Below are 20,940 nucleotides of genomic sequence, written 5' to 3'. Positions count from 1 at the left end.
AAGGAAACCCATGCGCCAACACATCCTGCCCGTTCCGCCCTGCGCTGAGCCCGGAGCTGACCCGCTGAAAGCCACCGGGAAGAACGTGCGCTGGGGAGTCGTGGCCCCGGGCACCATAGCCCGACGGGTTACTGCAGACCTGGCGTTGCTGGAAGACTCAGTGCTGCACGCGGTGAGCTCACGCAGTGAAGCGAATGCTGCCGGCTTCGCCGCCGACTTCGGCCTCGCGACCAGCTACTCCGACACGAATGGCGTGAGCGGTTATCAGCAATTGTTCAATGACCCGGATGTGGACGTGGTCTACGTTGCCACGCCGCATAGCCAGCACCGCGAGGTGGCAGAAGCGGCGCTGACCGCGGGCAAGCACGTCCTGTGCGAGAAGCCTTTCACCGTCAACGCTGCGGAAGCCCGGGCGCTCGCCGACGTCGCAGCGGCCAACGGCGTCTTCCTGATGGAAGCGGTCTGGACGCGCTTCCTGCCGAGCATCAACCGGGCGTGGGACATCATTGCCTCGGGGGAGCTGGGAGAGGTCCAGTGGGTCCAGGCGGACCTGGGTTTCGTGTCCGCTTACGACCGGAACTCCCGCCTCTGGGATCCGGCTGCCGGCGGCGGCGCGCTGTTGGATCTTGCGGTCTACCCGCTGACGTGGGCGCTCGGAGCGCTGGGGGTTCCTACCGGCGTCGCGGCGCAAGCAACCCTCACTGACGACGGCGTGGACATGCGGAACGCCCTGACGCTTTCCTATGAGAACGGGGCGAACGCCCAACTGATCACCTCGATCGTTGCCGCCTGTCCCGGCACCGCTACGGTGAGCGGAAACGCAGGCTGGCTGACTGCCTCCACCCCACAGTGCAATCCTTCCGACCTCACCATTACGACGACGGACGGACGATCCCGCGTCGAATCCTTCGGCCAGGTGGGAAGCAATTATGTGTACCAGCTGCGCGAAGTCACCCGGTGCATCCAGGACGGACTGACTGAAAGCCCCACCATGCCGTGGGCTGACTCGGTTGCCACAATGGAGCTTCTCGACGACGTGCGCGGGCAGGTCGGCATCCGGTACGGGAGCGACCAGGTCACGGTGTAGTTCGCACGTTTCGCTGGAGCGGAATGGAGCGGCTATCGAGAGCTGACCGTGCGCGGGCCAATGCATCCGCCTCCGCACCGGCCACTTCGAGCGCCAGAATGCCCGCTCCCACGATCGGGGGAGCGGGCACCAAATGCAGGTGGGTGCGGGGTGCCTGCTCCTCCAGACCTGACCTGATCCTGGTGAGGAGCCGGCTGTCATTCGCAGCGAGGACCCCTCCGCCCAGAACGACCGGCACCGGAGCGTCCAGCAGATCGAGACGTCGAAGCGCAGTGACCGCCAGGACAACGATCTCATCGGCTTGGCGGTCAACCACTGATGCGGCGACGTCATCCCCGGCCGTCGAAGCTGTGAACAAAACGGGAGTGAGGTCCGCAACCGATCGCGCGGGGATTTTCCCGAGGTGGATGGCTTCGATGACTTCGCGCACGGAGGGCAGGTTGAAGGCCGCCGGAACCAGTTCGGTCAAGGATGTCCGTGGTCCCCTGCCGTCTTCTGACCTGGCCGCGTGCCACAGTGCAGCCGCGCCGAGGTCCCCTCCGCCGCCCCAGTCTCCGGACAGGAGGCCAAGCGCGGGAAATCGTGCCGTCCGGCCGTCAGCTCTCACTCCCACTGCGTTGATTCCGGTTCCACAGACAACCGCGACGGCATCCGGGCTGTCGGTTCCGGCCCTGAGGAGGGCAAAGAGGTCATTGTCGACGAACGCTCGTCTACCGCCTGCTCCTCCCGCCCAGTCATCTTCGGCGATGGCCGAGGAGAATTTCTCAATCTCGACCGGGAGGTCCATACCGGCGAGATAGACGTTTGTCTGCAGCAGCGGCCGGTTCCCGATAACCGCCATCGCCTCGGCAGCAAGCGCCCGGACCACCGCGACAGATGCGTCGAGGCCTACCGTCTGGGGATTCGCGCCACCGCCACGCGCGTGAAAGACCACCTCGCCCTCAACCGAGAGCACTGCAAGGTCCGTCTTCGAACCGCCGCCGTCAACCGCTATAACAACAGGGCAGCCGGGCTGGTTCAACGGGCCCACGCCAGGTGCTCACGGTTGGCGGCAAGCAGTGCATCGGTGAGCTTCTCCGCCTTGTCGAACTGGCCAACCAGCGGATGGGCGAGCATCGCCTTGAGCACCCGCTCCCTACCGCCGTGCAGTGCGGCGTCGAGGGCCAGCCGCTCGTAGGACGCCACGTGGCTGATCAACCCGGCTATCTCCTCCGGCAGCGTGCCGATCGGAGGCACAGCCAACCCACCGGACTGAATGACGGCAGGGACCTCGATCACGTGATCGTCCGGCAGGAAAGGCAGCGTGCCGTCATTGCGGACATTGACAACCTGAACATCGCCCCGCCCCGAGATCAGCGACGACATGAGGTCAACCGCTGCTTCGGAATAGAAGGCGCCGCCCCTCAGGGACAGTTCCTCCGGTTTGATGTCCAGCGCCGGGTCCGCGTACTTTCTCAGCAACGCATCCTCAACCTCCATGACAGCCTGCGCCCGGGATGGCTGGCTCAGCTGGTCCCGGAGCACCTCGTCGTGGACGTAGAAGTACCGCAAGTAGTAGGACGGCACAGCCTGCTGCAGGGACAACAAGGCGGGTGGTAGCTGCACCTCCCGCGCCACTTCCTCGAGATGTTCTCCGAGGATTCGGGGGAGGACGTTCACGGAGCCGCCATCCGTTTTCAGGTTGACGCCCAGTTCCCAGGTGAGGTGATTGAGACCCACATGATTCAGGGAAACGTTGCTGTAATCAGCGTCGAGGAGCGCTGCGAACCGACGCTGGAAACCGATGGCCACGTTGCACAGCCCCACGGCCCGGTGCCCGGCCTGGAGGAGTGCGCGCGTCACTATCCCGACCGGGTTGGTGAAATCGATGATCCAAGCATTCGGCTTCGCCTTCTCGCGGATGATTTCAGCGATTTGAAGTACCACAGGCACGGTCCGCAGCGCCTTGGCGAACCCGCCGGGGCCGGTGGTCTCCTGCCCCACACAGCAGGCTTCATGGGGAAACGTCTCGTCGCCATGGCGTGCGGCCTGCCCGCCGATGCGCAATTGCAGGAGAACGACGTCGGCGTCGCTGACCCCCTCTTCGACGCTGGAAGTGGTCCGAATCTTGCCGGAATGTCCCGCCCTGGAGAAGATGCGGCGGGAAAGACCTGATACCAGCTCGAGCCTCGAACCGTCGGGATCAACCAGCCAGAGCTCTTCGATGGGCAGCATCTCCCGGAGGCGGGCGAAGCCATCCACGAGCTCGGGCGTATAGGTCGACCCGCCCCCAACAACAGCAACTTTCATGGTCATCCCTTCCATGCGATGCGCGAGCTTCTGAACTCAATCCTCGCATTGAGTTCACCGGGGAAGCGGCTCGATATCATCCGGTGAACTGTCAGTTGCCAGGCGGGCGTGCGTCTCCACGTCGTAGCGTTCAACACCGTAACGCAGTTTCGAGCGCTCAACTCCCTCCGCCTGGAATCCGGCGCGCGTTGCCACCCGGCACGAGGCAGGGTTATTGACCCGGTGCCCCAGCTCCAACCGGAAGAGGCTTTCGGAAAATGCCCATTCCGACGCCGCCGCGAGACCTCTGGTGATGAGTCCCCGTCCGCGGAACTCGGCGCTCATCCAGTAGGAGACCCAGGCCGTGCCGTGATTGAACTCCATTGAGCTGATGCCGACATCACCGACCGCTACGCCGTCGACCGCTACTGCGAAATGGCGGGCTGAAGCGCTTTCGACTGCCAGCTGGTTTTCGATGTACCGTCTGCAGGCGTCGTGGGTAGCGAGATCCTGCTGCCCGAATTGGATGCGTAAGTCATCGCTGCAGGCTACGGCGCGGTGGAGGGCGCCGGCGTCGTCGGGCGTCCAGCGCCGGAGGACTGCGCCTGTACTGTTCTGCACGTCTGGCACTCCTTGCCTGAGCTTGTCGGACCTGTTTCAGCGTAGCCGCGGGCACCACCGGCACCTCTTCACAAAGATAGCAAGCGTGCTTATGATCGTACGCACGGGCCCCTTCCATCGTGCCGGACCTGTTCCACTCATCAAAAGAACACAGGAAAGGGGACTGATCATGACAACCGCACGAGACCGCAACTACCCTGAGGACCGGGTCGGCGAACTCGTCGAATTGATTTCCTACTGATTCCTCCCAACAGGAGCAGGGGAGGAACTGAGCGAGGAGGAGCCAGACATGTCGATCGAAGACAATGAGCCGTTGACGGCAAATGATGCCGACCGAATTGAGCAGCAACAAGTAGTTGGTGAGGATTCCGTCGAGGACGTGAGCGAGCAGCCGCTTGAGGCGGAGGCCCGCGAAGCTAACGAGGCGGACGTCGTCGAACAGGCGCAGGCGGTTTACGGTGAGGATGATTATCCGCGCGGACCAGTGGGAGAAGAATCCGTCTGACAGGAAAAGCTACCGGTGAGTAGCACATGACGGTATGATGAAGTCCTCAACTGCCCAGGCGATCGCCGCGAGGCACTTCTTTGAACCGGCTGTCATCCTGTGATCGTCCCGGTCCATGTTCGCAAAGGATGATGGTTTTCTTGGAGGCATTTCCAGGAGCGCACCGGCCCCTCTATGAGGTGAAGGCGAACCTGTTCAAAGGCATGGCGCATCCCGTACGCGTGCGCGTTCTTGAAATACTCTCCGCGTCGCGGGACGTCTCAGTGACGGATCTTATGGCGGATATGGGCGTTGAAGCATCCCGCCTTTCCCAGCACCTTTCCGTGCTGCGGACGCACCACCTTGTTGTGTCCGAGCGGCGCGGCAGCCAAGTCTTTTACAGCTTGGCCTATCCGCGTGTCGCCGACCTGCTGGCGACGGCGAAGATGCTGTTAGGTGAGGTCCTTGAGTCTACGCAGCAGCAGTTGCGGACTTCGGAGTGGGTTGCGCGGGAATCCGTCGAAGCCAGGGAATCCCAGCAGTCCGCTCCCACGCCGTAGCGAGACTCGCACCGTAGCGAGACTCGCGCCGAAGCGAGACTCGCTACGATGCGAGACTAAGCGTTAGCGCGACGCCGCACTTGCCGCACTTGCCGCGCCCGTGCGGCAGGGTCGGAGCAATCCTGGATGTGTCCCATGGCGGCATGCTCACGGACGGCGGTTATGGCTGTTACCACGTCACCTTTGTGTCCGTACCCGGCTGAGGTTACGAGAATGCCGCCTCGCTCATCCATGAGGCGAAAGCGGTACAGCTTGTCGGCGTCCCTGAAAATTTCGAAGTTACCGGCCACGATTTCCTCCTCCGGCGCAGAGGCGCATCAGCGCGCCTGATGACTTTAGGATTTCATTAATTCGTAATATAAGAAAGTCCTGTGACGCCGGAGGACACACTCCTCCAACCTTTTCCCAAGGTTTGAGGCTCTAGCGGTTGGTCCAGCCCTGCCGCGACAGCCAGTTCCCGCACAGCGCTGTCCACTGATCGGGGCCCGGTTCACCGCCGGCCAATCCCAGCCCGTGTGAGCCGTGAGGGAAGACGTGGACCTCGGCTGGCACGCAGTGCTCGATCAGCGCACGTGCATAGGCGAAGGTATTCTCCACGGGCACCGCGCCGTCGTCGGCCGTGTGCCAGAGGAACGCCGGAGGCGTTGCGTCGGTAACGTTCAACTCCGGTGACATTTTTCGCAGCAGATCCGACGACGGCGAGCGGCCCAGGAGGTTATCGATGCTTCCCTGATGCACAGCATCGGTAAAAGACACCACCGGGTAGCAGAGGATCGACAGGTCGGGGACGGCGGAGGGGACGTCAAGCGCTGGAGTCTTCGCGGACGTAGCTGTCGAGAGCGTGGCGGCAAGGTGTCCACCGGCTGAGAACCCCAGCACTCCTACCCGCCCGCCGTCCACGGCGATACCGTGATCCCCGCCCCGAATCCAGAGCATCGCTTCCTTGGCGTCGATCAGCGGCGCAGGATGTTGATGAGGTGCAACCCGGTATTGAAGGACGAATGCGTGGATGCCGAGCCCTGCGAGCCATTCGGCAACGGGCTCCCCCTCATGGTCAGATGTCTTGCCGTAGCCGCCTCCCGGAAGCACGAGGACCGCAGGAGCGCGAACATCGGCACCATCCACGGCTGGGATTACTGTCAGGTTTGCGGGAGAGGGGCTCGGCATAGGTTCACCGTACCCAGTGGGGATACGGGCTCAGCCACTCCGCGCAATAAATGACGCCGCCGCGGGAGCCAGCGATGCACCAATCTCCAAAGGGCTGCGCTTGGTGCCCTTGACCGCGAAGGAGTGATCGGCGTCGGGCACGTACTGCAGCGTTGCCCGGTCGCCGAGCTTTGCGACCACCCGATTCAAGAGCTCCTTCCGCGCGAACGCGTCGTTGCTTCCCTGCAGGAAGAGCATCGGCATGTGAATGTGGACCAGGTGTTCGTCGCGGACCTTCTCCGGTTTTCCCGGCGGGTGCAACGGATAACCGAGAAAGATCAGCCCGGCGGCGTCCATCCCCTCCGCTGCTGCCATGGACGCCATTCGGCCGCCGAAGGACTTCCCACACGCCCACACCGGTCCCTCCCGCGTGCGCTCCTGCGCATGCGCCATCACTTCCCGCCAGGCAGCGATCGCCTTCGGAGGGCGGTCCGGGAATCGCCGACCCTGCTCCATATAGGGAAAATTGAAGCGCAAGGTGGCAAAGCCGGCGTTGTTCACGGCATTGCTGAAGCCGAGGAGGAAAGGGTGGTCCATGCCCGCACCGGCACCGTGGGCGATGATCACGGTTGCCGTCGGAGTGTCCGGCTGTTCGTAGGTGCAGGAGAAGTCAGCATCGTCAACGCGCAGGGTGAAGTGCTCGGAGGAGGACATCTGCCCATCATGCCGCAGGTCCACCTGTGCGGGTGCCGATCAACGCATACTGATGCCATGGGAACTCCGATCACCCGGGACCAGTTGCTGCAGCTCCGGCTCGCGCACCACTTCCCCGTGAGCGACGGCCGACCATCATCAGGATTGCCCGGCCCGGCCGGCGTGGTCGACAGGATGCTCGCAGTCCAGGCGCAGGACTTCGGCCAGGCGCTCTGGGCGGTCGGCTCGCGAGTCAATGGTTCCACTCGGCAACGAGTCCTCGCTGTCCTCGATAGTGCGGACGTGGTGCGGTCTGCGCCGGTGCGCGGCACACTCCACTTTGTGCGGCCGGCTGACCTCCGCTGGATGCTCGGACTGACGGCGGAGCGGATGATCAAGTCGGCGTCGCGGCGTCTGGCGGAACTCGACCTTGACCAGCGCACACTCCACCGGGCCCGGGATGTAGCCAGTGAGGCGCTCGCGGGCGGTATGGCGCTTAGTCGGGACGAGTTTCTGGATACCCTCGACAGGTCAGGGCTCTCCACCAGCGGGCAACGGGGTTACCACATCATCTGGTATCTGGCACAGACGCAACTGGTCTGCTGGGGGCCACCGGACCGGTCCCAGCAGGCGCTGGTGCTGCTTGATGATTGGGCTCCTGATGACAGCCCGCGGCCGGATCGGGAAGAGGCTCTGCGGTGGTTCGCCCTCCGGTACTTCACCGGGCACGGCCCGGCACGTCTGCAGGACTTCACCTGGTGGTCAAAGCTCACTCTCGCTGACGCGAAAGTTGGCCTGGCTCAGGCGCGCAGCGAGCTGGTGGAGTACGTCTACGACGGCGCGAGCTACTGGGCGCTGGCCGGCGTAACCGAGCCGGACCCGATGGCCGGAGGCGGGCTCCTGCTGGCTGGGTATGACGAGTACATCCTTGGCTACCAGGACCGCGCGCCATCACTTCCGCCCGAGTACGCCTCCCGCATCCAGCTGGCCAAGAACGGGGTGTTCAAGCCGGCACTTCTGCTGGACGGCCGCGCCGTAGGAACCTGGCGGAGAAATCCGCGGGACAACACGGCGGACATTGCCCCGTTTGCCGAGTCCGCAATCAGCGGCACCGAAGCGTTCGACGGCGCCAGCACTGCTTATGAGCATTTTCTTGCCGATGAGCCGCACGCCAGAAAGCCGCGAGAACTCAACCGGACCCGAGGTTAGTCACCCGGACCAGTCTCCAGCCCTCCCAGCGCGGATCCCGGCAGACGTCGAAGACAAAGATGGGTGACGCCGGCCCCGTTTGTGCCCGGAACCGCCAGTACTGCTGTGTCATGATGCTGCCCTGGCCCATGATTCCCGAAGGGCCCGGCTCCCACCAGTTTCGGGAGCTTGTCCAGTGCATCGGGTCACCCAGAACCTGCCAGATGCCCGCCCTCCAACGAAGCGCGAGCGGCTCCCCGCGGGACGTGAAGCGGACGTCTGCCTCCTCATTGAGCGACCGCGACCCGGGCTGAACCTCGTCTACATGCTGCGCCGTCATTACCCTTCACCTTCTTCAGTGCCGGGTTTAAAAGTAGAACATATTTTCGATTAAGTCACCCCGGTTAAAAGAACATGTCCGGACCAGGCAGGCCAGCAGCCTGTCCAGTCCGGACGTGTTCCCGATGAAGGGGTTAGTTCTCCTGCTCGCGCCGGTTCAACTCCAGGTTGACCTCCTCAAGACGCGCCTCGGTTTCCGGCTCCGGGAGGCCTTCTGCATACTCAGCCTCGAGCTCGCGGTGAATTCTGCTGTTGAGTACCTCGACCTCGACATCATCCAGCACGGTCAAGTCTTCTGGGAATGGGTCTTCGGGGGAAATCTTGTGGTTGGTTTCCATGGGTCACTTTCGCGCTCATTACGGTTCTCTGTCGAAGTGTAACCATGCTGTTGAGCGTTGCGCGAGATCGTATGACGGAACGCGCTGTTCACACGCACACCAGTACCTTCAGGACCGCACCGCAGTCAGCAGGTCCTTCTCCTCCACCAGCGGCACAGACAGCGATTTGTAACCGTGCTCCCCGAACAGGACCGTGATCACATCGTTCTCGTATCCCATCACGACGCCCTCGCCCCACTCGCCATGCCGCACGGTGCTCTGCAGCGGGAAGAGGTGCTTCTCGCCGTCGTCGTCAGTGTGCTCCGCCGACCGTCCGGAATCGCAGTTGTCGCACGCACCGCACAGGCCCTCGTGCTCCTCGCCGAAGTATCCGAGCAGGAACTTCCGCCTGCAACCGCGGTACTCCGCGTACTGCCGCGCCATTTCCACACGTGAACGGTCCACTTCCTGCCGCCGCTTCTGATGCTCGACGACATCGGCAATGACCTGCCCGGCATCCGTTGCCACCGCGCGGTACTTCCCGGAACGCTCACGAAGCGCTCCCACCTCAACCAGCTGGTTCAGGAGTCCGGAGAGCTTGCGCTGGGTCAGCCCGGTCACTTCCCGGATTCCGGCGGCATCGAGTGCGCTTTCCGCTGCCCGCAGTGCGGCGAACAGCTGACGAAGGCCGTCCTCCTGCACATTCTTCGCAGCAAAGAACCGGCGGATCCCAAGATCCTCAGGACGGTAGTGAAGCACGACGGCGGCCGGCTCGCCGTCCCGCCCGGCACGCCCCGCCTCCTGGTAGTAGCTGTCGAGGGAATCGGGAATGTCCGCGTGCACCACGAACCGCACGTCCGGCTTGTCGATGCCCATCCCGAATGCCGTTGTTGCCACCATGACGTCCAGCTCACCGGCGTGGAAGGCTTCATGCAGCGCGGTCCGCTCGGACTTCTTCCGCCCGGAGTGGTAGGCGTCAGCGCGCACTCCCGCACCCCGCAACTCCTGTGCGTACTGCTCCGTCTGCTTCCGGGTGGCGGCATAGAGCAGGCCCTGCCCCTCAAGGGAGGCCGCCTGCTCCAATACTGCGCGCTGCTTGTCGCGGTCGGACTCGTGCTGCTGCACGCTGAGGTGGAGATTCGGCCGGTCGAAGCCCTCAGCGATCACGACGGCGTCCGTCAACTTCAGCCGCTCCTGAATCTCCTGCCGCATCGGGGGAGAGGCGGTGGCCGTCAGCGCGATGACCGGCCGTTTAAGACGCTCCACCAGCGAGCCGAGCTGGAGGTAGTCGGGCCGGAAATCATGCCCCCACGCGGAGACGCAGTGCGCCTCGTCGATCACCAGGAAGGACACGTCCAGCGCCGTCAGCCGGGCCGCTGTTTCCTCGCGCGCCAGCTGCTCCGGCGCCAGGAACAGGAACTTGGCGCGGCGCTCCTCGTCCGGATCTTCTGCGGCTGCCCATGCCTCATCGATCTCGCTGTCCGTCGCGGTGGAGTTCAGGACGTAGGCGCGGATTTCGCCGAGTGTCTCATTGATGGCCTCCGCCTGGTCACGCTGGAGGGCGATCAACGGCGAAACAACGACGGCGACACCCGGCGCTGCCATTGCAGCCACCTGATAGATGGCGGACTTTCCGTAACCGGTGGGAAGGACGCAGAGGAGGTTCCGGCCGCCGTCGGCTGCCTCCAGCGCCTTGCGCTGTCCGGGAAGGAGCGAGTCCCAGCCAAAGTGCTCCCGCGCGGTGGCTTCGAATTTTCTGCTCATTCGGCGGCCGCTGTAATGAGGGCAAGCAGCACTGAGTAGATCACCATACCCGCAAGGAACCAGGGAAAACTCGAGCCGCGGTTTGACGGCAGTTCCTCTTTGAAGACGTTCAAGAGCACAGAGCCTCCCAGCAGGGCGGTCAGAATGGCGACGACAACCGTGCTGGTCGGCGCAAACAGGGCTGACAGCAGCCAGCCGAGAAGGAGCGCGCCCGCCAGAACCACCCGGCCGCTGGCAGCAAAGCGGTGCGGATAGTTCTCCTCGAGGTGCCGGTCCGTGAGCACAAAGTGCAGGCCCATGGCGATGGCGAACAGGATTGCGAAGAGGTACCCCGTTTCGACGCGCAGCGCCATCGTGTACGTGATCAGCGCGTTGTAGAACGCGAACGCTCCGAGGTGCAGCCAGTAGACGCCGGCGGAATCCGGCCGTTTGCTGGTCCGCCGCGAGGTTGCCAGCCGGTCCAGCCCGTAGAACAGGGTGAAGCCGGCAAGCGCAACGACGAAGATCCCCAGGTCAAACAGCGGCGTGACCTCGATGGTGTCCTCGAGCAGCTCGCCGATCGCCTCGTTACCCTCCGCGATTTCCGGGAGCAGGTGGAGGAAGACGTACGCAACGGCGAGTCCTCCCGCGAAGGAACCGGTCACGCTCTCCGGAACCAACGGCAGCTTCCGGATGCGCGGGGCGGCGAGGTGCAGTGCCGCCAGTACGAGTGCGATGACCAGCGAAGCGATCAGGGCCGCGGTGAAGGTCATGACTATCCAGCTTCCGCCTGGGGCTTACGGTGGCTGCGTTTGGTCACCACCGCACTGATGAAATACAGCACGACGCCGACACCCACCAGAATCGCCGCCCGCAGCCAGATCTCCGCTGACTGCTGGGTGAGAAGAAGGACGCACGAGGCAACGCCGAGGTAGGGAATCACCGTCGGAATGCGGAAGTGTTTGTGCTCGACCCGGTCCCGGCGGAGTACCAGTACCGCGATGTTCGTGCTGATGAAGACGAACAGGAGCAGCAGCACCACCGTCTCGGCCAGCGAGGCGAGGTCGCCGGTGAGGGTCAGGACCATGGCAACCGCCGTCGTCGCAATAATTGCTACCCACGGCGTGCGCCGGTTGGGCAGAACCTTGCCGAGCACCGGAGGAAGGAGACCTTCCTCGGCCATGCCGAAAGTCAACCGGCTCGCCATGATCATGGTCAGCAGAGCACCGTTTGCAACGGCTACGAGGGCGATCAGGCTGAACAGCCACGGCGGGATCCCGAAGCCCGTGGCCGTGACCACGTCGAGCAGGGGTGCGGTGGAGCCGGCCAGGTCTTCGGCGGGTAGCGCGGCAGCGGACACCAGTCCGATCAGCAGGTAGATGGCGCCCGCCGTCGCGAGGGCACCGAACAGGGCTTTCGGGTAGACGCGTGCGGGGTTCTGCACTTCCTCGGCGACATTAGCGGAGACCTCGAAGCCCACGAACGAGTAGTAGGCGATGAGGGACGCTCCCAAGACGGCAACGGCAGGGTTGGCGTTGGTCGGGAACTGGGAAATCTGCTCGGGGTTGCCGCCGCCCTGGCCGAGGAATACGGCAGCCAGGACGATCACGAGCACCAACCCGGACACTTCGATGACCGTCATGACCACGTTGGAGCGCACGGATTCCTTGATGCCGCGCGCATTCAACAGTGCCAGCAGCGCGAGGAACACCACTGCCGCCCAGCCGGGTGGAACGGCGATGAAGGCGGAGAGGTAATCACCCGTGAATGCGAGGGTGAGCCCGGCCGCGCTGGTCACGCCTGCGGCGAGCATGCAGAATCCCACGACGAAGGAGATGAAGGGGGTTTTGTACGCCCGCTGCGCGAAGACTGCAGCTCCGCCCGCCTTGGGGTACTTGGTGACCAGCTCCGCGTAGGACCCGGCGGTGAGGAGGGCCAGCGCGAGTGCAACGATCAGCGGCACCCAGATCGCTCCGCCGACCTCGGCAGCGATGACACCCACCAGTGCATAGATGCCGGCACCGAGCACGTCGCCGAGGATGAACAGGTAGAGCAGCTTGCCGGAGATGCCCTGGCGAAGTTTCGATGGAGCTGTTTCTGTGGTCATTCTCTCCCCCTCCTCAGATTGGTTCGGAGCCTGCGGGAGGCAGGTCCGGGTTCAGCGGTTCCATTCTTGGATCCTCATCGGTCCACACCTGCAGGACGGCCCAGGTGACGGCTGCGATCGGAACGGACAGCACAGCACCGATGATGCCGGCGAGGATGGTTCCTGCTGTCAGCGCGAGCAGAATCACCAGTGCATGGAGTCGCAGTGACTTCCCCATCACGATGGGCTGCAGGAGATCGCCTTCCAACTGGTTGACCGCGACGACGACGCCGACCACGATGAGCGCGACAATCGGCCCGTTGGCCACCAGCGCAACGAGGGCAGCCAGCACGCCGGCGAGGGTAGCCCCCACCAGCGGGATGAACGCACCGATGAACACGATCATGGCCAGCGGCAGGGCCAGCGGTACGCCGAGGATGAGCAGCGCGATGCCGATGGCCACCGCGTCAACGAGCGCGACGATTGCCGTTCCGCGGACGTAGCTGCCGAGTACCTCCAGGGTGCGGGCGCCTGAACGGCGCAATTTCTGCTCGCGCTCGCCCTTGAAGGGTCGGAGGAAAAACTCCCAGATCTTCTTGCCGTCCTTCAGGAAAAAGAAGAGAATCACGGCCATCAGGGTGGCGCCGGTGAGGAATTCAGCCACCACGGAAACACCGGAGATTGCGCCTGAGCGGAACTGGGCGCTGGTGGCGAAATCGATGATCGCGGTGCGCGCCTGGTCGAGCTGTTCCGGCGAAATAGGGAAGGGTCCGCTGGTCAGGAAGGCCTGCAGTTCGTCCAGGCCTTCGGTGGCCGCGGCAATCAGCTCATCGGCCTGGCTGCGGACCGAGAAAACGATGATGGTGATGACGCCGGAGATGGCGATCAGCAGGGCAAGGAAGGCGATGGCCGTGGCGAGTGCGCCGGGCACTCCGCGCCGGCGCAGCAGATTGACGAACGGCCCGATGGCGGCTGCGAGGATCAGCGCAATGATGACCGGAATCACGAGCAGCCGGATTTGGAGCAGCCCGTAGATGGCCACCACCGCAAGGGTCAGAATCAGCAGAATCTGCGCTGACCGGGAGGCGGTCCGGCCGAGACCGTCCGTCCAGGGGCTTGATCTGGTGCTGTGCAAGCGGGAGCCGGCCATAGGTTTCCCCTTCCCCGGAAGTATTCGATGTGCTGCGGGCAACTAAATGCTAAGCATACTGTGTAATTTCTGGAGGGACGTCAGCGCGGTGCTGCGGCAGCGGTAGGTCCGCACGTCCGCAGCAGGTGAAGCGGGGTCAGTACTCGATGCGGTTGGCCAGCTCGGCCCAGGCGCGGAAGGGGTTGGCACCGGAGGAGTCCGGAAGGACAAGCTGCCGGACCTGCATGGACCGTTCCTCCACAGGTTGAGTGAAGAAATCGTGGAAGCGGGCGTCGTCGAAGCCGGCCCTTGCAGCATCGTGCCGGTCTGCCGCGTACACAATTCCGTCAACGCGGGCCCAGAGCGCGGCGGACAGGCACAGGGGGCACGGTTCGCAGCTCGTGTAGAGCACGCACCCGCTCAAATCAAAGGTTCCGAGCGATGAACAGGCGTTGCGGATGGCCATCACTTCGGCATGGGCAGTGGGGTCATTATTCGCGGTCACGCGGTTGGTTCCGTCAAACGGACGCCCATCACCGGTGACGATGACAGCTCCAAAGGGACCGCCGCCGTCGTGCACATTCCGGATTGCAAGATCGATGGCGCGGGCAATGAACTGTTCCTCTCCAATGCTCATTCCCGAACCCTACACCCGGCCATTGACCTTGACGCAGCGTCAACCTATACGGTGAGGGAAAGGCGCACGGAGGAGCATATGGACAGGTCGATTCAGGACGTCGCGCGGCTGGTCGGGACCACCAGCCGCACCCTGCGGCATTACGACCGGCTGGGCCTGCTGCCGCCGTCCAGGGTGGGCAGCAACGGCTACCGCTATTACGACGACGGCGCCCTGGTCCGGCTGCAGCGGATCCTCCTGCTGCGCGACCTCGGGCTGGGGCTTCCTGCGATCGCGGAGGTACTGGACAGGGAAGCGGAGCCTGCCCATGCGCTGCACAAGCACCTGGAGCTACTGAGGCAGGAACAGGAGCGGCTGGCGCGGCAGATCGCGTCGGTCTCGCTGACCATTAAACAACTGGAAGGAGGTGGACAACTGATGGCTGAGAACATGTTCAACGGCTTCGACCACACGCAGTACAAGGACGAGGTGGAGCAGCGGTGGGGCAAGGAGGCCTATGCCTCGGGGGACCGCTGGTGGACCGGCATGAGTGATGCTGAGCGAGCCGGTTGGAAGGCCCGGTCGGCGCAGCTCGGCGCTGACTGGACATCCGCTGCGGAGCAGGGTGTCGCGGCTGACAGCGCTGAGGCGCAGGAGTTGGCGCGGCGGCACTACGAGTGGCTTGCCGGCGTGCCCGGCCCGCCGTCGTCGGGCAGCGGGTCCTCGGGCAACGGGCCCTCGAAGGAGTACGTCACCGGACTCGGTGACATGTACGTCGCCGATGACCGCTTCGGCGCGAACTACGGCGGCCGGAAGGGCGCGGAGTTGGTACGCGACGCGCTGAAGATCTTCGCCGGCCGCCACCTCTAGCGGCAGAGACGACGACGGCGGCACCCATCGTGGCGTCGTCGTCCGTTGTTCCTTTGTCGGTGTGAATCCGTAAGGTGCAGATATGACGATTTCCGCTGCCGCTGACCGCGCATGGTCGGATGAGGCCATCCGGCGCATCGAGGCCGAGGGCAACCGGTCCGCTGACACCCACCTGCTTGCGCTGCCCCTGCCCCAGAGCTGGGGGATTGACGTTTACCTCAAGGACGAGTCGACGCACCGGACGGGAAGCCTGAAGCACCGCCTCGCCCGGTCGCTCTTCCTTTTCGGACTCGTGAACGGCTGGATCCGGGAGGGCGCCACCATTGTTGAGGCGTCCAGTGGATCCACTGCAGTTTCCGAGGCGTACTTTGCGCAGCTGCTCGGGCTGCCGTTTGTTGCGGTGATGACCCGTTCCACCAGTCCCGAGAAGATCGCGCTGATTGAGCAGTATGGCGGAACGTGCTCCTTTGTTGACGGGGCCTCGGAAGTGTATGCGGCAGCCGAGCGCATTGCGGCGGAGACCGGCGGCCATTACATGGACCAGTTCACCTACGCGGAACGTGCCACGGACTGGCGCGGCAACAACAACATCGCCGAATCGATTTTCCGGCAGATGGAACACGAGAGGTTCCCTGTCCCCGAGTGGGTAGTGGTCGGCGCAGGAACCGGTGGAACCAGCGCCACCATCGGCAGGTACCTCCGCTACAACCGCTATCCCACGCGGCTTGCCGTGGTGGACCCGGAAAACTCGGCTTTCTATCCCACCTGGGCGGAAGGGGTCGCCGCTGTCGGGAAGCCGTCGCGGATCGAGGGGATTGGCCGTCCCCGGCCTGAGCCGAGTTTCGTACCCTCGGTGATTGACGCGATGATCCAGGTCCCCGATGCCGCCTCTGTTGCCGCTTCCCGGCACCTTCGTGCCTGGACGGGGATTTCGGCCGGCCCGTCTACCGGGACCAACCTGTGGGGAGTGTGGAAGCTCGTCGCCGAACTGAAGGCAGCGGGTCAGCAGGGGAGTATCGTTTCCCTTCTCTGCGACTCGGGTGAGCGTTATGCGTGTTCCTATAACGACGACGCCTGGTTGGCGACGCGCGGACTGGATCCGGAGCCTGCGCTCGGGCTGCTGGAGGATTTTTTCGAAACCGGGGAGTGGCCGGTTGCCACGATGAGGAGTGTCAGGTGAACCAGCTGTTGAGGGTCCAGAATTTCGGTGTGTCCAGCGACGGCTTCGGAGCCGGTGAGAACCAGAGCCTGGAAAGGCCGTTCGGTCACGCGGACCCGGGCGCAATGTTCGCCTGGGCAGGAGCAACGGCAAGCTGGCCCAACCGAACCGATCCCGGCGGATCCCGCGGACTCGATGACTACTTCACCCGGGATTTCAGCAACAACATCGGAGCGGAGATCATGGGCAGGAACAAATTCAGTCCGCACCGTGGCCCGTGGCAGAACGAGGACTGGCAGGGCTGGTGGGGTAACGAACCGCCCTTTCATACTCCAGTGTTCGTGATGACCCACCATGAGCGGCCATCCTTCGCCCTTTCCGACACCACGTTCCATTTCACCGGCGCTGATCCGGCAACGGTGCTGGCTGAAGCGCGGAAGGCAGCCAACGGCAAGGACGTCAGGCTGGGCGGCGGCGCGACCACCATCCGGGAGTTTCTCGACGCTGATCTCGTGGATACGTTGCATGTAGCTGTCTCGCCGGTTGAACTCGGCGGCGGGTCGCGCTTGTGGGAATCGCCCGATGACCTGCTGGACCGCTTCCATGTCGACGTCGTTCCCAGCGCCAGCGGCGTAACCCATCACCTGTTCTGGCGGCGCTGAACCCTGGCCCGTGGACGTCCGCCCATCGAACGTCACCCGCGGTTGTACCCTGAAATACCAGGGAAATACAGGAGCGTGGCATGTCAACGGATAAAAACTCCCGGGCGCGGGAGGCCGCTGACACCGCAGAAGAGGTGTCGGATCATGCAGTGCTCGACGCCGTCGCGCGTTTCGGGTTCGCGGTTCTCGCCGTCGTCCATATCCTCATCGGCATCATTGCCTTGCAGATCGCGTCCGGGGGAAGCGGCGAGGCTGAGCCGACCGGTGCGCTGGAACAGTTGGCTGGTGGAACGTCCGGCCCGTGGGTCATGTGGGCCTGCGCGATCGGGTGCCTCGGACTCGCCGCCTGGCAATTGAGCGAAGCGACCCTGCGCGCCCGCCACCTGCCCACCGGGGAACGGGTCTCCAAGACAATATCTTCCGGATCACTGAGCATTATCTACGGCAGCATGGCCTTCACCTTCGCCCGGTTCGCCTTCGGCGGCGAAGTCGATTCGAGCGAATCCACTCGCGATTTCACCGCCGCGATGATGGGCTCGCCCTTCGGAGTCTTCGTGATCGTTGCCGTAGGCGGCACCGTCTTCGGCATTGGTGTCTACTTTGTCTTCAAGGGGCTCGCGCGCAAGTTCCGGCCTGAGCTCCGGCACTTCGAAGACACGCACCGCGGGGCCCTCATCGAGGTGCTGGGCGTCATCGGGCACGTTGCGAAAGGGATTGCCCTCATCCTGGTGGGCATCCTGTTCGGCGCCGCCGTGATCACCCATGACCCCAGCCGGTCCACCGGACTCGATGGAAGCCTGAAAGCGCTGACGGACCATCCCTTCGGCGATGCGCTGCTGGTCCTCATTGCCGTGGGTCTTATCTGCTACGGCATTTTTGCGCTGGTGCGGGCGAAGTTCGGGCGGATGTAGCCCCCACGCGTTTCTGGAACTTTTGCGCAGGTCCGGCGACTTCGAAGGGGTAGGAAGCCACCGGATCTGCACGAAAGTTGCCGGGGTTGGACGCCTGGACGAGGTAACTCTGTTCGCTAGCGCAACTTCCAGTTAAGGTTGGCGGATGGGGAAATCCGGGGGACACACACTTGCCCGATTAGTCACTGCGGCAGCGTGGGGCGGGGCAGCGCTCATTCTTAGCTCGTGTTCGGCTATATCCGCCGCGGTGGGCGAGGAATCGAAAGACACTACCGAGGTTGTGGCGAGTGCACCCGATGCGTCCACGGCGCCGTTGGATCTCGGACTTGATCCCGCGGACGTCATCCAGGAAGGCGCGGGTGATTCCACCACGCTGGGAACCATCGGTTGGCCGGACACCGAGCTTCCCGTGGGCGAGTACCTCGTCCACGCCCAGTGCCGCGGAACGGACCGGCTCACATTTGCCTACACCACTCAATCTCGCAGCGAGGGCATGACCGGCTTCGTGTGCGGCGGGCCCACCTGGTTCAACGTGTCTGTGCCGGAGCCCGGCTACTTCATCACCTTCAGTGGGGACCCGGCCGCTGCCGCCGGCGTGGAGTACATCTTCGCTGTGGCTGAACAACCGAAGTAGGCCGAGTCGCCACGGATAGAGTGGCGTTGTGGATACCGACACTCTCCTGAATGCCCTGCTGGTTCTCGTTTTCGTGCTGATAGGCGGCGTTTTCGCAGGCACCGAGATGGCCATCGTCAATCTTCGCGAGGGCCAGATCAAGCGCATCGAGGAGTCCGGGCCCAGCGGCATGAGGACAGCCAAACTGGTTCGCAACCCGAATCTTTTTCTCTCCGCCGTGCAGATCGGCGTCACGCTTGCAGGATTTTTCTCGTCGGCCTACGGCGCCTCGACTCTTGCCCCCGATCTCGCGCCGCTGCTCATCAACATCGGCATACCGGACGGCACTGCCGACACGGTTGCCCTGATTCTGATGACCCTGGTCATCGCCTACCTGTCCCTCGTCCTGGGTGAGCTCGCTCCCAAACGACTGGCCATGCAGCGCGCCGTCGGCTTCACGAGGGTCCTGGCGCCTCCGCTCAACATGTTCGCGCGAGTGATGCGCCCCGTGATCTGGCTGCTCTCGGTGTCCACCAACTTCGTCGTAAAGCTCGTCGGCGGGGATCCGAATGCCACCACCGAGGAGTACACCGCCGCGGAACTGCGGCAGCTGGTTCAGGAGACCCCGGATCTGCGGAGGGAACACCGTCAGATTCTCTCTGACGCTTTCAGCGTCGGAGAACGCCTGATTGACGAGGTGAAGCGACCGCGCACTGACGTTGAATTCCTCGCTGAGACCATGCCGTTAAGTGAAGCTGCTGCGGCAATCCGTGACCTTCCCTACACGCGATACCCGGTGTACCGGGAGTCCATCGACGACGTCGTTGGTTTCATTCATATCCGCGACCTCCTCAGCCACGAAGGATCGGGCGGTGATGCCATAGCGTCGATTACCCGGCCGATCCTCGCTGTGCCGGGTTCGAACCGAATTCTGCCCACACTCAGCCAAATGCGTGGAGGAGGGCACCACATAGCCCTCGTCGTCGATGAATACGGAGGCACTGACGGTATTGCCACACTTGAGGACCTCCTCGAGGAACTCGTCGGTGAAATCTATGACGAGTATGACGACGAGAAGGTTGACGCATCCGCGCGGCACACGCTCAGTGACGGTGGCAGCGTCGTGCTGGACGGCGGTCTGATCATCGAAGAGGCTTCCGAGGAGATCGGTGTGGACCTTCCCGACGACGGCCAATATGAGACGCTTGCCGGCCTGGTTCTTGACCGGCTTGGCAGAATGCCGAAGACCGGCGATAGCGTAGAAATCGAGGGACTGCGTTTCGAAGCTGCGGAGATGGCGAGCCATCGGATCGAACGTGTCCGTGTCACCCGTAGTGAAGCGCCCGACGAGTCCAACGGTCCATCAGAGGGCTCCTAGGGAACGCCAACCGCTGTGCGGACATTGCGCCGCACGGGCACGGTGAGGACTGCAAGGCTCGCAATCACGAGTCCGACGCCGATCCATCCTGCCGCCGGCAGCCTTTCACCCACAATGACGACGGCGAGCATCGCCGCCACGACCGGTTCCGCCAAGGACAGCGTGGTCGCCGTGCTTGCCATGACCCGCGCGAGGCCGAGCCCGAAGAAGACGTAGCCCAGGAACATGGGCACCAGCGCCATGTAGGCGCCGACGGCAAAGTTGTGCCAGGACTCAAGCAACGGCGCGCCGGTGAGGAAAAGCACCGGCATCAACAACACACCGCCCGCCCCGAAGATCGCACCCATTGCAACCCTGGAACGCACGCCCCGCTGCATAGTCCGGTGTGCCGCCCACGAGTACAGCGCGTACGTGACCCCGGCGAGCAGCCCCAGCAAAATCCCGGCAGTGGTGTTGCCTGCACCCGCCGCCTGCGCCGGCTCCACGAAGGTAAGCAGCACTACTCCCACCAGCCCGACGCCGGCACCCACCGCCCAGCGCCGCGTCAACCGGTGCCCGTCAATGACGCGTTCGATGACCGCCGACGCGATGGGCGCCGAGCCGATCGAAATGACGGTACCCACGGCAACACCGGCCAATCGCATGGAGCTGTAGAAGGCGAGGGGGTACACCGCTACGGCGACTCCGCCGAGCGCGATGGTGGGCCACCGCCGTCGTAATTCGTGGCGGGCGCGGACCAGCCCCGGTCCGGCGAGGGCTGCCTGAAGCAGGCCGCCGATTCCCATTGCCGCCGCGCCGATAGCGAGCGGGCCGACGCCTGGCGCGAAGCTGGCAACGGTGCCGGTGGTTCCCCACAGCACCGCCGCGATCAGGACAAACACGGCGCCGATGCCGGCACCCGGATGGTGGGTCACTGCTGCTCGCTGGGCGTCATGCGAATAAGCCTATCCACGCAAACAATCCCGGCGTGTCTTCCCGCAGAAGGGGTCTCGAGCCGCCGTCGGGCCCCATTCTCAATGACTGCGCAAACTACCCCAAGGAACAGGAGAAGGCCTCCGAGGAGGAAAGCT

At 63.9% G+C, this 20,940-nt stretch carries 24 protein-coding genes; 10 read left to right on the top strand and 14 right to left on the bottom strand.

Annotated features, from left to right (window positions below; all coding sequences use genetic code 11):
- Positions 1 to 10: 10 nt before the first annotated feature.
- The gene (locus tag ACZ2GY_RS15760; RefSeq protein ID WP_471672416.1) at positions 11 to 1,087 is read left to right on the top strand and encodes a Gfo/Idh/MocA family protein; all 1,077 of its coding nucleotides are present in this window, start codon (positions 11 to 13) and stop codon (positions 1,085 to 1,087) included.
- Here the strand turns inward: ACZ2GY_RS15760 and ACZ2GY_RS15755 are convergent.
- The 3 genes from ACZ2GY_RS15755 to ACZ2GY_RS15745 are packed head-to-tail and all read right to left on the bottom strand — an operon-like array spanning position 1,077 to position 3,976.
- Positions 1,077 to 2,117 (bottom strand): N-acetylglucosamine kinase, encoded by a 1,041-nt coding sequence (locus tag ACZ2GY_RS15755; RefSeq protein WP_471672415.1) that lies wholly within the window; start codon positions 2,115 to 2,117, stop codon positions 1,077 to 1,079. The genes ACZ2GY_RS15760 and ACZ2GY_RS15755 overlap by 11 nt on opposite strands.
- Positions 2,105 to 3,376, bottom strand: a complete 1,272-nt coding sequence (locus ACZ2GY_RS15750) for a 6-phospho-beta-glucosidase (RefSeq protein ID WP_471672414.1) — start codon at positions 3,374 to 3,376, stop codon at positions 2,105 to 2,107. The genes ACZ2GY_RS15755 and ACZ2GY_RS15750 overlap by 13 nt, the downstream gene beginning before the upstream one ends.
- A gap of 54 nt (positions 3,377 to 3,430) precedes the next feature.
- Positions 3,431 to 3,976, bottom strand: coding sequence for a GNAT family N-acetyltransferase (locus ACZ2GY_RS15745; RefSeq protein ID WP_471672413.1), 546 nt, complete (start codon positions 3,974 to 3,976; stop codon positions 3,431 to 3,433).
- 289 nt (positions 3,977 to 4,265) lie between these two features.
- On the opposite strand from ACZ2GY_RS15745, the gene ACZ2GY_RS15740 reads away from it, so the two are divergent.
- Positions 4,266 to 4,481, top strand: a complete 216-nt coding sequence (locus tag ACZ2GY_RS15740; protein WP_471672412.1) for a hypothetical protein — start codon at positions 4,266 to 4,268, stop codon at positions 4,479 to 4,481.
- A 140-nt stretch (positions 4,482 to 4,621) separates the two neighbouring features.
- Entirely contained in the window at positions 4,622 to 5,020 is a 399-nt protein-coding gene (locus tag ACZ2GY_RS15735) for an ArsR/SmtB family transcription factor (RefSeq protein WP_471672411.1), read from the top strand.
- A gap of 56 nt (positions 5,021 to 5,076) precedes the next feature.
- On the opposite strand, the gene ACZ2GY_RS15730 is transcribed toward ACZ2GY_RS15735, so the two are convergent.
- The 3 genes from ACZ2GY_RS15730 to ACZ2GY_RS15720 all read right to left on the bottom strand — a co-directional run bounded on the left by ACZ2GY_RS15730 (position 5,077) and on the right by ACZ2GY_RS15720 (position 6,880).
- Positions 5,077 to 5,253, bottom strand: a complete 177-nt coding sequence (locus ACZ2GY_RS15730; protein WP_471673607.1) for a hypothetical protein — start codon at positions 5,251 to 5,253, stop codon at positions 5,077 to 5,079.
- 187 nt (positions 5,254 to 5,440) lie between these two features.
- A complete protein-coding gene (locus tag ACZ2GY_RS15725; protein ID WP_471672410.1) occupies positions 5,441 to 6,187 on the bottom strand; it encodes an alpha/beta hydrolase in 747 nt (248 codons plus the stop codon).
- Between the two features lie 30 nt (positions 6,188 to 6,217).
- Positions 6,218 to 6,880, bottom strand: a complete 663-nt coding sequence (locus tag ACZ2GY_RS15720; protein ID WP_471672409.1) for an alpha/beta hydrolase family protein — start codon at positions 6,878 to 6,880, stop codon at positions 6,218 to 6,220.
- Between the two features lie 57 nt (positions 6,881 to 6,937).
- On the opposite strand from ACZ2GY_RS15720, the gene ACZ2GY_RS15715 reads away from it, so the two are divergent.
- Positions 6,938 to 8,068 carry a winged helix DNA-binding domain-containing protein gene (locus ACZ2GY_RS15715; protein WP_471672408.1) on the top strand — a complete coding sequence of 377 codons (1,131 nt, stop codon included), beginning with the start codon at positions 6,938 to 6,940 and terminating at the stop codon, positions 8,066 to 8,068.
- On the opposite strand, the gene ACZ2GY_RS15710 is transcribed toward ACZ2GY_RS15715, so the two are convergent.
- The 7 genes from ACZ2GY_RS15710 to ACZ2GY_RS15680 all read right to left on the bottom strand — a co-directional run bounded on the left by ACZ2GY_RS15710 (position 8,049) and on the right by ACZ2GY_RS15680 (position 14,298).
- On the bottom strand, positions 8,049 to 8,387 hold the full coding sequence (locus tag ACZ2GY_RS15710) for a hypothetical protein (protein WP_471672407.1): 339 nt from the start codon (positions 8,385 to 8,387) through the stop codon (positions 8,049 to 8,051). The genes ACZ2GY_RS15715 and ACZ2GY_RS15710 overlap by 20 nt on opposite strands.
- 133 nt (positions 8,388 to 8,520) lie before the next feature.
- Positions 8,521 to 8,724 (bottom strand): hypothetical protein, encoded by a 204-nt coding sequence (locus tag ACZ2GY_RS15705; RefSeq protein WP_056545214.1) that lies wholly within the window; start codon positions 8,722 to 8,724, stop codon positions 8,521 to 8,523.
- A 108-nt stretch (positions 8,725 to 8,832) separates the two neighbouring features.
- On the bottom strand, positions 8,833 to 10,467 hold the full coding sequence (locus ACZ2GY_RS15700; RefSeq protein WP_471672406.1) for a RecQ family ATP-dependent DNA helicase: 1,635 nt from the start codon (positions 10,465 to 10,467) through the stop codon (positions 8,833 to 8,835).
- Positions 10,464 to 11,219 carry a hypothetical protein gene (locus ACZ2GY_RS15695; protein WP_471672405.1) on the bottom strand — a complete coding sequence of 252 codons (756 nt, stop codon included), beginning with the start codon at positions 11,217 to 11,219 and terminating at the stop codon, positions 10,464 to 10,466. Before ACZ2GY_RS15695 ends, ACZ2GY_RS15700 begins: the two co-directional genes overlap by 4 nt.
- A 2-nt stretch (positions 11,220 to 11,221) precedes the next feature.
- On the bottom strand, positions 11,222 to 12,553 hold the full coding sequence (locus ACZ2GY_RS15690; protein WP_471672404.1) for an APC family permease: 1,332 nt from the start codon (positions 12,551 to 12,553) through the stop codon (positions 11,222 to 11,224).
- 13 nt (positions 12,554 to 12,566) lie between these two features.
- Positions 12,567 to 13,682 (bottom strand): AI-2E family transporter, encoded by a 1,116-nt coding sequence (locus ACZ2GY_RS15685; RefSeq protein ID WP_277357479.1) that lies wholly within the window; start codon positions 13,680 to 13,682, stop codon positions 12,567 to 12,569.
- A gap of 136 nt (positions 13,683 to 13,818) precedes the next feature.
- Positions 13,819 to 14,298 (bottom strand): nucleoside deaminase, encoded by a 480-nt coding sequence (locus ACZ2GY_RS15680; RefSeq protein ID WP_346027666.1) that lies wholly within the window; start codon positions 14,296 to 14,298, stop codon positions 13,819 to 13,821.
- 78 nt (positions 14,299 to 14,376) lie between these two features.
- Here ACZ2GY_RS15680 and ACZ2GY_RS15675 point away from each other — a divergent pair, with 78 nt between their 5' ends.
- The 6 genes from ACZ2GY_RS15675 to ACZ2GY_RS15650 all read left to right on the top strand — a co-directional run bounded on the left by ACZ2GY_RS15675 (position 14,377) and on the right by ACZ2GY_RS15650 (position 19,870).
- Entirely contained in the window at positions 14,377 to 15,147 is a 771-nt protein-coding gene (locus ACZ2GY_RS15675; RefSeq protein ID WP_346027665.1) for a MerR family transcriptional regulator, read from the top strand.
- A gap of 82 nt (positions 15,148 to 15,229) precedes the next feature.
- Positions 15,230 to 16,327 (top strand): PLP-dependent cysteine synthase family protein, encoded by a 1,098-nt coding sequence (locus ACZ2GY_RS15670; protein ID WP_471672403.1) that lies wholly within the window; start codon positions 15,230 to 15,232, stop codon positions 16,325 to 16,327.
- The gene (locus ACZ2GY_RS15665; protein ID WP_471672402.1) at positions 16,324 to 16,968 is read left to right on the top strand and encodes a dihydrofolate reductase family protein; all 645 of its coding nucleotides are present in this window, start codon (positions 16,324 to 16,326) and stop codon (positions 16,966 to 16,968) included. Before ACZ2GY_RS15670 ends, ACZ2GY_RS15665 begins: the two co-directional genes overlap by 4 nt.
- An 80-nt stretch (positions 16,969 to 17,048) precedes the next feature.
- Positions 17,049 to 17,879, top strand: coding sequence for a DUF1206 domain-containing protein (locus ACZ2GY_RS15660; RefSeq protein ID WP_471672401.1), 831 nt, complete (start codon positions 17,049 to 17,051; stop codon positions 17,877 to 17,879).
- A gap of 145 nt (positions 17,880 to 18,024) precedes the next feature.
- Positions 18,025 to 18,513, top strand: coding sequence for a hypothetical protein (locus ACZ2GY_RS15655; protein WP_471672400.1), 489 nt, complete (start codon positions 18,025 to 18,027; stop codon positions 18,511 to 18,513).
- Between the two features lie 28 nt (positions 18,514 to 18,541).
- On the top strand, positions 18,542 to 19,870 hold the full coding sequence (locus ACZ2GY_RS15650; protein WP_471672399.1) for a hemolysin family protein: 1,329 nt from the start codon (positions 18,542 to 18,544) through the stop codon (positions 19,868 to 19,870).
- On the opposite strand, the gene ACZ2GY_RS15645 is transcribed toward ACZ2GY_RS15650, so the two are convergent.
- Entirely contained in the window at positions 19,867 to 20,784 is a 918-nt protein-coding gene (locus tag ACZ2GY_RS15645) for a DMT family transporter (RefSeq protein ID WP_471672398.1), read from the bottom strand. The genes ACZ2GY_RS15650 and ACZ2GY_RS15645 overlap by 4 nt on opposite strands.
- Positions 20,785 to 20,940: the final 156 nt, after the last annotated feature.

Source organism: Arthrobacter sp. KKT183 (assembly GCF_055657625.1).
Note: the sequence above shows the minus strand (reverse complement) of the source record. Positions and strands in the feature narration are given on the sequence as shown.

Excerpts from the sequence above, each read along its gene's own strand:
- ACZ2GY_RS15760 (WP_471672416.1), top strand. The coding sequence starts at position 11 with ATGCGCCAACACATCCTGCCCGTTCCGCCCTGCGCTGAGCCCGGAGCT.
- ACZ2GY_RS15750 (WP_471672414.1), bottom strand. The coding sequence starts at position 3,376 with ATGAAAGTTGCTGTTGTTGGGGGCGGGTCGACCTATACGCCCGAGCTC.
- ACZ2GY_RS15740 (WP_471672412.1), top strand. The coding sequence starts at position 4,266 with ATGTCGATCGAAGACAATGAGCCGTTGACGGCAAATGATGCCGACCGA.
- ACZ2GY_RS15730 (WP_471673607.1), bottom strand. The coding sequence starts at position 5,253 with ATGGATGAGCGAGGCGGCATTCTCGTAACCTCAGCCGGGTACGGACAC.
- ACZ2GY_RS15725 (WP_471672410.1), bottom strand. The coding sequence starts at position 6,187 with ATGCCGAGCCCCTCTCCCGCAAACCTGACAGTAATCCCAGCCGTGGAT.
- ACZ2GY_RS15720 (WP_471672409.1), bottom strand. The coding sequence starts at position 6,880 with ATGTCCTCCTCCGAGCACTTCACCCTGCGCGTTGACGATGCTGACTTC.
- ACZ2GY_RS15715 (WP_471672408.1), top strand. The coding sequence starts at position 6,938 with ATGGGAACTCCGATCACCCGGGACCAGTTGCTGCAGCTCCGGCTCGCG.
- ACZ2GY_RS15710 (WP_471672407.1), bottom strand. The coding sequence starts at position 8,387 with ATGACGGCGCAGCATGTAGACGAGGTTCAGCCCGGGTCGCGGTCGCTC.
- ACZ2GY_RS15705 (WP_056545214.1), bottom strand. The coding sequence starts at position 8,724 with ATGGAAACCAACCACAAGATTTCCCCCGAAGACCCATTCCCAGAAGAC.
- ACZ2GY_RS15700 (WP_471672406.1), bottom strand. The coding sequence starts at position 10,467 with ATGAGCAGAAAATTCGAAGCCACCGCGCGGGAGCACTTTGGCTGGGAC.
- ACZ2GY_RS15695 (WP_471672405.1), bottom strand. The coding sequence starts at position 11,219 with ATGACCTTCACCGCGGCCCTGATCGCTTCGCTGGTCATCGCACTCGTA.
- ACZ2GY_RS15690 (WP_471672404.1), bottom strand. The coding sequence starts at position 12,553 with ATGACCACAGAAACAGCTCCATCGAAACTTCGCCAGGGCATCTCCGGC.
- ACZ2GY_RS15685 (WP_277357479.1), bottom strand. The coding sequence starts at position 13,682 with ATGGCCGGCTCCCGCTTGCACAGCACCAGATCAAGCCCCTGGACGGAC.
- ACZ2GY_RS15680 (WP_346027666.1), bottom strand. The coding sequence starts at position 14,298 with ATGAGCATTGGAGAGGAACAGTTCATTGCCCGCGCCATCGATCTTGCA.
- ACZ2GY_RS15675 (WP_346027665.1), top strand. The coding sequence starts at position 14,377 with ATGGACAGGTCGATTCAGGACGTCGCGCGGCTGGTCGGGACCACCAGC.
- ACZ2GY_RS15670 (WP_471672403.1), top strand. The coding sequence starts at position 15,230 with ATGACGATTTCCGCTGCCGCTGACCGCGCATGGTCGGATGAGGCCATC.
- ACZ2GY_RS15660 (WP_471672401.1), top strand. The coding sequence starts at position 17,049 with ATGTCAACGGATAAAAACTCCCGGGCGCGGGAGGCCGCTGACACCGCA.
- ACZ2GY_RS15655 (WP_471672400.1), top strand. The coding sequence starts at position 18,025 with ATGGGGAAATCCGGGGGACACACACTTGCCCGATTAGTCACTGCGGCA.